This window comes from Undibacterium sp. Jales W-56, assembly GCF_025548535.1.
Lineage (GTDB): Bacteria > Pseudomonadota > Gammaproteobacteria > Burkholderiales > Burkholderiaceae_D > Undibacterium.
Genome location: NZ_JAJLQW010000002.1, coordinates 36,179 through 49,865, shown reverse-complemented (window position 1 = coordinate 49,865; position 13,687 = coordinate 36,179). Strand labels below are relative to the sequence as shown.

Sequence of the window (13,687 nt, the reverse complement as noted above, 5' to 3'; positions counted from 1 at the left end):
ATGAATGAATCTTATGAAGCTCCGTTTGAGCTCGACCATGATCACGTTTTTCTGGGTGAGGGTCACGATAAGAACGAGCGTAAAACCTGGGCCGTAATTGCCCTCTGTAGCGCAATGATGATTGCCGAGATTATCGGCGGCAGCCTGTTCGGTTCACTGGCGTTGGTAGCCGATGGCCTGCACATGTCGACTCACGCCGGTGCGATGCTGATTGCTGCACTGGCCTATACCTATGCGCGCAAGCATGCCAACGACCCGCGCTTTGTTTTCGGCACGGGTAAGCTGGGTGATCTGGCCGGATTTACCAGCGCCATTATTCTGGCGATGATCGCTTTGTTGATTGGCTATGAAGCAGTGGCGCGCCTTCTCGCCCCCGTGCCTATCCATTTCACCGAAGCGATTCCGATCGCCGTGATTGGTCTGCTGGTCAATATTGCCAGCGTATGGCTATTGAGCGGTGATCATCATGGGCATAGCCACGGACATGATCACCGCCATGGAAGGCATCACGATGAGGAGGCAGGGCATGATCATGACGAAGAAGTACAACACATCGCAACAAAGTTCGGCGTGTTGGCTCTGTCTATATTCGAAGAGAGATCTCCACCAGTGTTTCGCCTCCGTTCTGAGGCGAAAGGGGACGATTTATCAGCACAAAACCTGACCGTAACGACCACTCGTCCAGACGGCGCAAAGCAGGTTTTTGAATTCGCGCAAAAATCCGGTTTTCTGGAGTCGACAACGGACATCCCCGAACCGCATACCTTTAAGGTAGCGCTTCTACTTGATCATGTTATTTACACTGCGGATTTCGCAGAACATGGGCATGGACACGGCGACCACGGCGTCGATAGCCGCGATCATAATATGCGTGCCGCTTACATCCACGTGATTGCCGATGCGGCCGTCTCTGTATTGGCGATTATTGGCCTACTCTTGGCAAAGACGTTCGGCTGGCTGTGGATGGATCCGCTGGCGGGTATTGTGGGAGCGCTGGTGATCGCTAACTGGTCATACGGTCTGATGAGAGATACCGGCAAGATTCTGATGGATATTAGTCCCGATGACGCGATTGCTGACAAAGTGCGAACCGTGGTCGATAAAGCAGGCGACAAATTAGTCGATTTACATGTTTGGCGTCTAGGCCCTGGTCATTTCGGTGCGGTGATCTCGGTCGTAACACCTGAGCCACAGCGTGGCCCCGCTTATTACCACTCGATATTGCAACGATTTAAAGGGCTTTCCCACATCACTGTAGAAGTCCATGCCCAGCGCCGCCTTGACCTTTGAACACTCGGTTCCCTTACATCCAAAGGGGTAAATAGGCGCAATTTGAAATTGTTATTTCAACGATCTTGTCAGCAGCATCGACAGTTCATCCGGGCCAACCGGCCGACTAAAAAGATAGCCTTGAATTTCTTGGCAACCAATTTTGTGTAGATAATCAAGCTGATCGTTAGTCTCGACGCCTTCAACAATAACTTTGATCCCCAAACTTTGAGCTAGCGCAATGGATGCATTGACGATTGCTGCGCTTCTGGAATCTGTCGTAATGTTACGTACGAAGCTTTGATCTATTTTTAATTTATCTATCGTGAAGCGGCTGAGATAACCTAGCGAAGAATAGCCCGTTCCAAAATCATCAAGAGAAACTGATACGCCAATCTCTCGCAGTTGAGTGATTTGGCGGAGCGAGGATTCCGTATCCCGCATCATTACGCTCTCTGTTAACTCTACCTCAAGATATTGCGGTTCCAATCCTGTTTCTATCAGTATGTCGCGAACCAATGTTGCTAGCGTTCCTGTTGCGAATTGATGGGCAGAAACATTGACTGCGATACGCACCTTTGGAAATCCTGCGTCTTGCCAGGCTTTATTCTGTTGGCAAGCGGTGCGCATGACCCATTCGCCGATGGCTAAAATGAGGCCGGCTTCTTCCGCCAATGGAATGAAAACAGCCGGAGAAATGATTCCTAACTCAGGATTATGCCAGCGAGCTAATGCTTCCACGCCCAAAATAGAGCCATCCACTAGCGTTACCTGCGGTTGGTAATGCAATAGCAATTCTTTGCGCTCAAGTGCATGTCTCAGGTGATTTTCCAAGATCATCTGGCGCAGGGCCCGGGCATTCATTTCTGCCGTGAGAAAGCGTATCCCATTACGCCCTTCGCTTTTCACCAGAGAGAGCGCCATATCGGCCCCCTTTAGCAGGTCACTTACTAAGTTGCCATCGACCGGATAGATGCTGATACCAATGCTGGCAGTAACGGATACATCTTCGTTTTGGATCTGAATTGGCTCGGCAATGGTTTGAGCCAAGCGTTGTGCAATCAGTGTAATTTCATCTGTGTCCGTAAAATGCGTTACGACCATCACGAACTCATCGCTACCTAAGTGCGCCAGGGTATCGCCGGATGCGAGCGTTGCTTGCAGTCGGCTGGCTAATTCCTTGAGAAACCCGTCGCCGGCATCGTGGCCAAAACGGTCATTTACATGTTGCAACCGGTCGATATTGAGTAGTAATAAAGCGACTTGACGGCCATCTAATTTGGCACTATCGATTGCTTGTTGCAGTCGGTCGCGCAGTAGAACGCGATTCGGCAAACCAGTCAAAATATCATGCTGCCAAAGAAAATCGGCGCGTTCCCTTTCTGCAAAAATGGCGCTGCGATCACTGAAAACACCTACGTAATGCGTCGGTTTGTCCGCAGTATCTTTGACAGCGCTCATTGTCAGCCATGCGGGATAAACCTCACCGTTTTTACGTTTGTCCCATATTTCGCCAGACCAATGGCCAGCAGATTGCAGCGTGTTCCACAATTGCCGGTAGAAGGCGGCATCTTGCCTGTCTGCTTTGAGTATGCTCGGATTTTTACCCAATACCTCGGCTTCGCTATAGCCGGTAATAAGTCGGAAAGCCGGATTAATCGCAACAATATTCCATTCGGCATCGGTGACCATGATACTTTCATCGGCACTCTCAAAAACACAAGCCGACAAGCGCAGACGCTGTTCTGCCATACGGTGTGCGGCACGTTGGCTAGCCTCGCGTAATTCTCGCTCAACTGCCGGAGCCAGCCGCTCCATATTGTCTTTCATTAAATAATCTTGCGCACCAGTTCTGACTAGCTCGATTGCCACTTCATCTCCGATCGATCCAGACACGATAATGAATGGAATATCCAGACCCGTATCCTGTAAGGTTCTCAGTGCCAGTCTGGCGTCAAAGCCGGGTAAGGCAAAATCGCACAGGATGATGTCCCAGGATTGAGAAAGCAGGGCGCTACGCATCTGTTCTGCGGTTTCAACACGTGCATGGGTAAGTTTGAACCCTGCTTTTTGCAAGTACCTGAGCATCAAGGCAGCGTCGCTAGTGGAATCCTCTACAATCAAGACTGAAAGTAATGCATCCATACTTACCTCAGCATTGTGGGGGCGCTTCGTTAATGACCAGCCAATACATTCCCAGTTGCTTAATTACCTCGGCAAATTGATGAAAATCAACTGGTTTCCGAATGTAGCTATTGGTACCCAGATCGTAGCCAGTGGCAAGGTCTTGCTCTTCGTTTGAGGAGGTCAGTATCACTACAGGAATACGTCGGGTGAGGTTACTCGCACGAATCTGGCGTAGGACCTGCAATCCATCAACGCGTGGTAATTTAAGATCCAATAAAATTAACATGGGCAAATCACTCGTGTCACGAGCGCTATACGCACCCGTGCCGAACAGATAATCCAATGCGTCTTGCCCATCCTCGGCTACGACCAGTTCATTGCGGATAGCCGCTTTCTGAAAGGCGCGTTTGGTTAGTCCGATGTCGCTAGGATTATCTTCCACCAGTAATATCACTTTTGTTGTCATGATGATTCCTTTGTCTCTATGTCGAGAGATGTTGGTCTTACTGATAAAGGTATATTTGTTTGAGATAGCGTGAAATAAAATGTTGCGCCCTGATCTAGTTGAGCGTCGGCCCAAACCTTACCGCCGTGACGATGGACTATGCGTTGTACTGTCGCAAGGCCGATCCCGGTGCCCGGGAAGGAGCTGGCCCGATGCATTCGCTGGAATGCACCAAATAGCCTTTTTGCATGTGCCATATCGAAGCCAACGCCATTGTCACGTACGAAGTAGGTGCTAATGTCTAACTTAGATTCCGGATCTTCTACTCTTGTTGATCCAAACTCGATGCAGGCTAAGGGGCGCGGGCTGGTGAATTTGCAGGCATTGTCGAGCAGATTGGTCATGAGAATTTCTAGCAACCGGATGTCACCCTGCATTGTCATGCCCGGTTGAATGATAAATTTAATTTGTCGCTGGTTGTGGGTTTGTTTCAGTTCTTCGCTAAGCTTGTTGGCAAGCCCGCTAAGATCAACTACCTCACGCTTGATTTCGCTACGTGTTACACGTGCCAATTGCAGTAAGTCATCGATCAGTTGCCCCATATGCTGGGTTTCTTTACGAATTCGATCCACATATTCGTGCGCCGTTTCATCCAGTGTATTGCCATAATCCTCGATCAGTGCCAAACCCCAGCCGTCAATACCTCGCAGGGGCGAGCGCAGGTCATGCGATACTGAATAGCTAAAACTTTCAAGCTCTTTATTCGTTTCTTGCAGCAATGCCGACTTATCTTCCAGTGCCTTCCTGCTCTCGAGCAAACGTGCGGCCATCTGGTCGAATGCCCGAGATAAATCTCCGAGCTCATTATTAACTGAAAGCCTGGTACGAAAATTGAAATCGCCCTTGGCAAAAGCATCGGTGCCCAGTTTAAGTTTATTAATTGGTCCAAGTATCTGAGTCAAAGCAGTGACATAATTGACTAAGATAACCAGACCTATCAAGATGAGTAACAGTACTATCAGCCAGGTTGTACGACGCTGCGCTTCGATCGTCCTGGCGTTGGTAATTTGGGCTAAATGCGTTGCATCGGAGATGGAATCCTGAGAAATAATCATAAGACGCGTAACAAGTCTTTTTCTGACTTCATCAGACAGCATCCGTTCTCGTTCATTGCCAGCAGTTTGACTATCTAACTCCACCAACTCCTTAAATGTCTGCTGCATATACTGATGTTGCAGCCGAAGTTCTTGCATAATTAACTGCTCATTTTGCTGGTCGAAAATATTTTGAGTCAGATATTTAGTTAGCGAAGTATGTTTTTGCTGCCATTGCAGTTTGGCACGCTCAGGCTTGGAAATGATGTATTCGACCGCAACAAAGCGGAGTTCGTTGATACCTTTGGCTACAACATCCGTCGCATAATTACTGCGCGCATTAGCTTCATTCGCTTGCTGAATAGAATTGAATAAAGTTAACGCGATAATACTAAGCGCAATAGAGGAGACCAGAGTGCCGAGAGTGTGCTGGGTTCTAATTTGCATGGCGGGCTAATGAATTATTTTGACTGCATCGGGTTGAATCGCGTTGAGCGCCCGTATGTCGATAGCAGTTAAAAAATTGGGCATCGACGTTTGATTGCTAAACTTATTCTGGACCGCCCATCGGGCCTGATCCTCCAGCATGATCAACAGGTTCTGGTCGAGTTGAACGACAAACCTATAGTTGGGGCCAACCGAGTTTAAAACAGCAGGATCGATTTTTATTGCCTTTGCTATTACTGCATGCGCTTCCAATGGATTGTCGTCGACAAATCGCTTGGCTTGAAGCAGTGCTTTTAAAACGCGCTGTATTTTCTCTTGATTGGCAGATACCCAGTCTGATCGACCTGCCAAATTATATTCAAGTACGAAACCGCCATCAGTACGGAATTCAATGCCGTTGGCGCCCATTGCTTGAGTGGCAGCGCTCAACCATGGTTCCCAGGTAGCAATGGCGTCAACTTTTCCACTTTGCAGCGCCGTTGCCATTTCTTCAGGTGAAATATCCTGGATATGTACCTGATCCAATAAAAGTCGATGTCGAGCCAACATCGTACTGAAAACATAATGACCGTCAGTCCGAGATGTTACTCCGACGATTTTTCCCTTGATGTCGGCCAAAGTCTCAATGCCGCGATCCCTGCGAGCAACAACGCCATAAGATTTTCCTGCTGTAAAAATGGTGGTTACGATAGAAATAAGCTGCCCATTCATCGTTGCGTACACGACAGGCATATTGGCAACAGTTCCAAGATCTGCATTTTTTTCGATTGTCGCTGCCAGCGCATCGCGACCGCTTGTATACGTTTGCAGAGTTACATCAAGACCTTCTTCGAGAAAATATCCTTTAGCTGCGGCTAAATAGACTAATCCTGAACCCGGATAAGTCGCGACAGCAAGAATAATTTTTTGTTTTGGAATTGGGGTGGGTATTAGCCAGGTAATAATTGGTTGCCAATAAAGAACTACGAATAAACCCGCAATCAGAGCGATCGCCGGAAGTAAGACTCTACTATTTTTTGCGGAATCCATACCCATGCCCCAAGATGATTGCTAATTGAGAATCATATTTTTGTCTGCATATTCACGCTAACGAATCCAAAAACATGAATAAATAAATTTATTCATAGAAACAGACTGCACTTAAGTAACTTAAATATAGAACAAAATATTTTTTTAACAATAGTTCTTATGCGTAAAACTTCATGATGTTCGTCCAGGGAAACAAAACTGCCCGACCATGGGAGTCGTAAGTCTTTTATCTAGGACTTACGCAAAAACCAAAACCTCGCACCATAGAGACACAGAAATACAGAGGTACAAGAAAAGACAAGAAAGAGAATTGGCTTCATGGTGTTTTGATATTCGAATGAACCCGCAAGCCGGGTGCGCCTGTTGGCACGAAATGTGTCTGAAAGCCGCATCCAGCATGCGGTTTTAATTTGAATTGTGGTAAGCAGTTGGTCGTTTTGCGTGAGTCCTATTATTTGCAAGTGTTGTGTTTTTGTTTATTATGATTATGGATCTTATTGCGCCCTGGTTATCATCGATATGCTCAAAACTGGATATCAGCGCAAGTCGCTTGTCCAAAACGAGTTCCGGATTTTCTCGGCGCCTAGTGCGGAACAACCGCGACTTTGCCGCGAAAGACGTAATATTGATGTAAGTTGTATCCGATCATCACCGGCAAGATGGTGCCTATGCCTAGCAGCATGAAGATCAATGTGGAACTGTCGGACGCCGCCTCTGCGATACTCAGCTTGCCCGGCACGAAATCGGGGAACAAGCTGACGGCCAGGCCGGCAAACGATGACAGGAACAGCAGGATGGTGGCGCGAAACGGACCGCGCACGCTGTTCACGCGGATGGCATATAGCACGTAAAGGAAGGCAAGGGCGGCGACGGCTGCCAAGGACAGCAGGATATTGAACACGCCCGGCTGCGCCCAGCGGTCATGCCCTATCGAACTGAATATCATGGTGCCGGCCGACAGCACGATAGCCGAGGCGACCGTCGTGAGCACGCTGGCAACCGAGTAACGGCGCGCGGCCTGTTCCAGCTGGCCGGTGGTTTTCTTGACCAGGTAGGTGGCGCCCAGCAAGGCATAGCCGGAGACAACGCCCAGCGCCGTGACGGCGGTGAAGACTGCGGGCAGCATGCCCGGCGCCAGGCCGGTAATGATCTTGCCTAGCACGATGCCTTGTGCCAGCGCGGCCAGCAGGCTGCCGAGGCCGAAGATGATATCCCAGATGCGCTTGTTGCCGGCGGCATGGCGAAACTCAATCGAGGCACCGCGCAGGATCAGGCTGGCGATCAGCAGCATGATGGGAATGTACAGATCCTGCAGCAGCATGGCATAGGCCGCAGGGAAGGCACCGAACAGCGCGCCGCCGACCACGACCAGCCAGGTTTCGTTAGCGTCCCATACGTGGCTGATGGATTGGAACATCTGGTCGCGATCCGATTCCTTGCGGGTGATCAGGCTGAGGATGCCGACACCCAGGTCGAAGCCGTCAGTGACGACGTAAAACACCAGCATCAGGCCTGTCAGGCAGAACCAGGCGGTTGTGAGCATGTCGTGTGGTGAAGCGTTCATGATGATATCTTTCTCAGTGTGTGGCTTGTTAGTATGTTTATTGGCTCATTGCTCAGTGACTTGCTTGCGGTACAGGCATGCTCAGGTACGGCGATTGCGCCGGCGGCATGATGCTCAGATCCGGACCCTGCTTCAGCCATTTGCGGGCAAAGATGAAAAATGAGATGAACAGTGCGACATAAAACAAGGCGAACATTGCCATACTGCCGGCCACGGCATGCGCCGGTATGTTTGAAACGGCATCCTTGGTGCGCAGCAAACCGTACACGATCCAGGGCTGACGTCCCACTTCACGCACGATCCATCCGGCTTCGACTGCGATATACGGCAGCGGTATAGTCAGCACCCAGGCCAGCAGCAATTTGCGATTCGCCAGAAAGCCGTCCAGCCGTGCGCCGGTCTTGCGCCATGCATAGGCGGTCCAGAACGACAGCAGCACGAACCACATGCCTATCCCGGCCATCACGCGGAAAGCGTAATACAGCAGCGGCACCATCGGCGGCTGATCGGCGCGAGGGATGTCGGCCAGACCGGTGATTTTGCCGGTGGCGCTGTGCGTGGCGATCACGCTAAGCATGCCTGGCACTTCAATCGACCAGTCGTTTTCCTGCTTGTCCTGATTCGGCCATGCGAGCAGAGACCAGGCCGCACCTTTGCCAGGTGCATTGGTGTGCCAGTGTCCTTCGATTGCAGCGCCTTTCGCGGGCTGGGTCTCAAATACATCGACGCCGCTGGAATCGCCCAGCCAGACCTGCAGGGGCGCGACAAAAACCAGCGTGAGCAGCGCCAGCTTGAATGAGCGCATGAAAAATTCGGTATTGCGACGCTTGAGCAAATGATAGGCCGAGATACCGGCGATCACAAACAAGCCGGTTTCTACCGCGGCTACCCACATATGCCCGACCGCCCAAACCATGTCCGGATTGAAGATGGCAGCGAAATAGTCCGTGACGACGATCTTGCCATCCACCACGGCAACCCCGGCGGGGGTCTGCATCCACGAGTTGGCCACCATGATCCAGAACGAGGAAATGGTCGAGCCCAGCGCCACCATGCCGGTTGCGAACAGATGAGTACCTTTCGATACGCGCCCCCAGCCGAACATCATCACGCCGATGAAGCCTGCCTCTAGCATGAAGGCCATCGCGCCCTCAAACCCCAGGATATTGCCGATGAACTGACCGGCGCTGTGCGAAAAAGGCGCCCAGTTGGTGCCGAACTGGAACTCCATCGGAATTCCGCTGACCACGCCGACCGCAAAATTGAGCACCAGTAATTTTCCCCAGTAACGCGCCTGGCGGTAGTACATGGGATCGCTGGTGCGTACCCAGAGCCCCTCAACGATCAGTAGGAACAGCGACATGCTGATCGTCAGGATGGGCCATAGAATATGAAAGATAGCTGTCATCGCGAACTGGGCGCGCGACAGGTCGAGGACATCGAAACCGGACATGTTGTTCTCCCTTTAATTGGTAACGACAGATTTTTGCAGCAATACCGGGACCGACTTGAAGGTCGGCGTGCGCGATCCGTGCCCGACGCTGTCCAGCGGCACCAGCGGATTGGTTTCCGGATAATAGGCGCCCAGGCAGCCGCGCGGAATGTCATACTCAACCAGCAGGAAGCGGTCTGCGCGGCGCTCCACGCCATCATCCCAGACGCTGACCAGGTCAACCCATTCGCCGGCCGCGAAACCGAGCATCGCCAGATCTTCCTTGTTGATGAATACCACGCGGCGCTGCCCAAATACGCCGCGGTAGCGGTCGTCCATTGCATAGATCGTGGTGTTGTACTGGTCATGGGACCGGGTGGTCATCAGCACCATCAAACGTTCGCCGTATTTTTCACGGGCGCGATGGATAGGCGTATCGAGTTCCACCCCATTGATCAGGAACTGCGCCTTGCCGGATTCGGTTTTCCAGACCCGCTCGCGCGATGCAATCTCGAGGTGGAATCCGCCGGGCTTGGCGACCCGCGCATTGAAGTCGTAGAAATCGTCGAATACCATTTCGATGGCGTCGCGGATCTTGGAATAATCGCGCGCATAGCCCAGCCAATCGATGTACTTGCTTCCGAGCGTCCAGTGCGCCATGTTCGCAACGATAGCGGTCTCCGACATCAGGTTGGGCGAGGCAGGCTGGTTCATGCCGTAGGAGATGTGCACCATGCTCATGGAATCTTCCACGGTGACGCCTTGCGCCACGCCGTCCTGCGCGTCGATTTCGGTACGGCCCAATGTCGGCAGGATCAGCGCGTCACGGCCGTGCACCAGGTGGCTCCGGTTCAATTTGGTGGAAATGTTGACCGTCAGGTTACAGGAGCGCAGTGCATCCCAGGTGCGCGGAGTGTCCGGCGTAGCCATTGAGAAGTTGCCTCCCAGGCCGACAAATACCTTCACGCGCTTGTCCAGCATGGCTTCTATCGTCGCTACTGCATCGTAGCCGTGATGGCGCGGAGGTTCAAAGCCGAACACCTGTTTCATGCGGTCGAGGAAGGCTTCGGTCGGCTGTTCTTCAATGCCCATGGTCCGATCGCCCTGTACATTGGAATGGCCGCGCACGGGGCACAAACCGGCGCCGCGCCGACCTATGTTCCCGCGCATCATCATCAAATTCGACAGCATTTGAATCGTCGGCACCGAATTCTTGTGTTGGGTCAGGCCCATGCCCCAGGTGGCAATGACGGCTTTGCCGTTGACGTAGACCTTGGTAAGCGCTTCGATCTGTTCGCGCGGAACACCTGACTCTGCTATCAACAAGTCCCAGCTTTCATTGCGCAGATCTTCCGCAAAGGCGGAAAATCCTGAAGTATGCTCGTTGATGAAGTCGATATCGAGCACACGCTCGCTGTTGCCCGCCAGCGCCAGGTCATCCAGTTCTACTACTCTTTTCGCCATGGCTTTCAACAGCGCAAAGTCGCCACTCAATGTCGGGCAAACAAACATCGAGCTGATTTTGGTGCTGGAGCCGGTCAGCATTTCAATCGGATGCTGCGGGCTGGTGAAGCGTTCCAGGCCGCGCTCGCGCAACGGGTTGATGGAGACGATGGTAGCGCCCCGTTTTGCCGCCTCACGCAGTTCGCCCAGCATGCGAGGATGGTTCGTGGCCGGATTCTGGCCAAAAATCAGCAAAGTATCGGCGTGCTCAAAGTCGTCCAGCGTCACGGTGCCCTTGCCGATACCGACGGTGTGCGGCAATCCGCGGCTGGTCGCCTCGTGGCACAAATTCGAACAGTCAGGGAAATTGTTGGTGCCGAAGGCGCGCACAAACAACTGGTACATGAAGGCCGCTTCATTGCTGGCGCGGCCGGAAGTATAGAACGTCGCTTCGTTGGGGCTATCGAGTGCATTCAGGTGCCGCGCGATCAGCTCAAAGGCGCCGTCCCATGTAATGGGGCGATATTTATCGGTTTTTGCGTCGTATACCAGCGGGTCGGTCAGGCGGCCGTGCTGCTCAAGCTCATAGTCGGACTGCGTCATCAATTCGGCCACGGTATACTTGTCGAATAAATCAGGACGGGCGCGTTTACTGGTGGATTCGGCTGCTACGGCCTTGACCCCGTTCTCGCAGAACTCGAAGGTCGATGAATGTACGCGGTCAGGCCACGCGCAACCGGGGCAGTCGAAACCGTCAGGCTGGTTTTGCTCGAATAAGATGCGGTAGTTGCCTGCGCTGACTTTCTCTTTGAACAAATTAATCGCGACGTATTTCAACGCCCCCCAACCCGCCGCTGCATGGTGGTACGGTTCTATGCGCCCTTCGGATTTGGCTTTACTCATGATCTTCGCTCCTGTTCAGGTGGTGAATTCGTGAGACAAATGATAAGCGCCCGAAAGCAAGAGCAAGACACACAATCCCGGCGATAAAAAAGGAGCACAGTGCGCCGGCTGTCACTTCGCTTGATGTCACAATCTTTTCCTTGCTTCCAATAAAACTCAAAGGCGAACATGTTGCAAATATGTCCAGAGTGTCGAAGATGGATTGAAGGGCTCCGTAGCAGCCGAAGATGTATCTGTAACCCTGTACTGCGTGCTGGACTGTATCTCTTGCGCCCCTGTCAGCTTGTTACTATCGATTCAACCGAAAACTGATCCGAGGAGGCACCATATGCTTTGCGACGCGACTATTCAACACGCCGGCTTTCTAGAACATTCCATATTGCGCCACAGGGGAGAGCGGATCACGTCCGACTAAAGCAACAGCCCAATTGGAAAGAAGCACACGCCGGCTCGGTGTGCGGCATGCCCGGCATTTGGAGAAATCATGAAATTGCACGAAGATCAATCGGGGCAACAATCCCAGGTAGACCAGATCCTGGCAACAGTGCTGACTTTATTGTGGGAGGCGGCGTCTACTGCGCCGGACAAACCGTGGTCCCTGGCCAAGCTCAGTAAACGCTCAGGCTTGCTGATGAGCACATTGCTACGCTACCTGAACGCATTGACCAGCGCTGGCTTAGTCGCGGTGACAACGCAGGAAGACGGCACCGGCAACGTGGCGCTGACTTCTACCGGACGCGATCTTTGCGCTGCTTCGTTTTCTGTCGCTTTAGCCGACGGCACTCGTGCCGGGAAGTGAGCCTGGCGAAGCCGGTTTCGACCTGGTAAACGGTCCTTCCTTTAATAATCCGCAAGAAACTGAGTGGCGAAATGATTACGCAAGTAAGGGAGATATATTTTCTGTTTTCATGGCATTTTCCTCTCGGGAGTTCATTTCATTATTGGCCGCCAGTACGAACAGCCTCAACATTCGGGAGGGCACAGCTGTCCTTACCACGATGGGAGCAGGCAACACCGGGAGAGCCCGGCTCTGCTTGGCTTGTATATTGGACGAAGGTGTCTCTCCTGCAGAAGCTCATCAGCCTCATGCCTGCCTGTTGAGCAATCTCGATCGCGAGGGAAGTCGGCGCGGAAATGGTGGCGAGCATCGGGATATTCATCCGTGCCGCTTTTCGGACCAGCTCATAACTGGCCCTGCTGGACAGAAAAACAAAGCCCTGCCGCATGTCGATATCCTGCATGGCGAGGTAGCCGATCAGTTTGTCGAGCCCGTTATGCCGTCCGACATCTTCGAATACCTTAAGGATTGTTCCTTCCTTGTCACACCACGCGGCAGCATGAACGCCGCCTGTGGATTTCATGAGCACCTGATGACTGGGAAGTTCTTGCGTTACCCGTTCGATGACGGCAGCCCCGACGTGAAACAACGAGGGCGACGGGACGATCTTTTCCGGCACCAGATCCAGGAGTTCTATGCTTTCTATGCCGCATACACCGCAGCCGGTTCTCCCCGCAAGGGCGCGGCGTTTTCCTTTGAGCTTCAGGAACTCCGGCTGCGCAATGCTCAAGCGTACTTCGGCGCTGGTCCTGTGCATGACAACATCGAGATCATGGATGTCTGCTGCGCTTGCAACGATACCTTCCGTCAGGGAAAACCCGACTGCGAATTCTTCAAGATCCCGCGGCGTAGTCATCATCACGGCATGGGAAATTCCATTGTAAACAAGGGCGACAGGGAATTCCTCTGCGACCTCGTCGGCCTCCGGTGTCTGCGCATTACCATAATGACGAATGACAGGAAGCTCCACGTATCCTGTGCGTGCCGTATCTTCACTGAATAACATATGCTCACCTTTGAAATAAGCGAAAACGACTTCAGGTTTCTGATCGGGAAGAGGGTGGGCGCTTTGCTAATTCCCATCACGCTCTTTACC

At 52.2% G+C, this 13,687-nt stretch carries 10 protein-coding genes; 2 read left to right on the top strand and 8 right to left on the bottom strand.

The features are described 5' to 3' along the window. Nucleotides 1-1,290, top strand: a complete 1,290-nt coding sequence (dmeF, locus tag LPB67_RS06180; RefSeq protein ID WP_262836201.1) for a CDF family Co(II)/Ni(II) efflux transporter DmeF — start codon at nucleotides 1-3, stop codon at nucleotides 1,288-1,290. A 51-nt stretch (nucleotides 1,291-1,341) separates the two neighbouring features. On the opposite strand, the gene LPB67_RS06175 is transcribed toward dmeF, so the two are convergent. The 7 genes from LPB67_RS06175 to LPB67_RS06145 form a co-directional block, all read right to left on the bottom strand. Then, nucleotides 1,342-3,414, bottom strand: a complete 2,073-nt coding sequence (locus LPB67_RS06175) for an EAL domain-containing protein (RefSeq protein ID WP_262836200.1) — start codon at nucleotides 3,412-3,414, stop codon at nucleotides 1,342-1,344. Nucleotides 3,415-3,421: 7 nt separating this feature from the next. Next, entirely contained in the window at nucleotides 3,422-3,862 is a 441-nt protein-coding gene (locus LPB67_RS06170) for a response regulator (RefSeq protein WP_262836199.1), read from the bottom strand. After that, on the bottom strand, nucleotides 3,859-5,382 hold the full coding sequence (locus LPB67_RS06165) for a sensor histidine kinase (RefSeq protein ID WP_262836198.1): 1,524 nt from the start codon (nucleotides 5,380-5,382) through the stop codon (nucleotides 3,859-3,861). The genes LPB67_RS06170 and LPB67_RS06165 overlap by 4 nt, the downstream gene beginning before the upstream one ends. A 6-nt stretch (nucleotides 5,383-5,388) precedes the next feature. Continuing rightward, complete coding sequence (locus tag LPB67_RS06160; RefSeq protein ID WP_262836197.1) at nucleotides 5,389-6,411, bottom strand: ABC transporter substrate-binding protein; 1,023 nt, start codon at nucleotides 6,409-6,411, stop codon at nucleotides 5,389-5,391. Nucleotides 6,412-6,994: 583 nt separating this feature from the next. Then, nucleotides 6,995-7,975 carry a cytochrome d ubiquinol oxidase subunit II gene (gene cydB, locus LPB67_RS06155; RefSeq protein WP_262836196.1) on the bottom strand — a complete coding sequence of 327 codons (981 nt, stop codon included), beginning with the start codon at nucleotides 7,973-7,975 and terminating at the stop codon, nucleotides 6,995-6,997. Between the two features lie 52 nt (nucleotides 7,976-8,027). Next, the gene (locus tag LPB67_RS06150) at nucleotides 8,028-9,428 is read right to left on the bottom strand and encodes a cytochrome ubiquinol oxidase subunit I (protein ID WP_262836195.1); all 1,401 of its coding nucleotides are present in this window, start codon (nucleotides 9,426-9,428) and stop codon (nucleotides 8,028-8,030) included. Nucleotides 9,429-9,440: 12 nt separating this feature from the next. Further along, entirely contained in the window at nucleotides 9,441-11,753 is a 2,313-nt protein-coding gene (locus LPB67_RS06145) for an FdhF/YdeP family oxidoreductase (protein ID WP_262836194.1), read from the bottom strand. Between the two features lie 484 nt (nucleotides 11,754-12,237). Between LPB67_RS06145 and LPB67_RS06140 the strand changes: the two genes are divergently transcribed. Continuing rightward, complete coding sequence (locus LPB67_RS06140) at nucleotides 12,238-12,552, top strand: ArsR family transcriptional regulator (protein WP_262836193.1); 315 nt, start codon at nucleotides 12,238-12,240, stop codon at nucleotides 12,550-12,552. A gap of 139 nt (nucleotides 12,553-12,691) precedes the next feature. On the opposite strand, the gene fdhD is transcribed toward LPB67_RS06140, so the two are convergent. Beyond that, entirely contained in the window at nucleotides 12,692-13,597 is a 906-nt protein-coding gene (fdhD, locus tag LPB67_RS06135) for a formate dehydrogenase accessory sulfurtransferase FdhD (RefSeq protein WP_262836192.1), read from the bottom strand. Nucleotides 13,598-13,687: the final 90 nt, after the last annotated feature.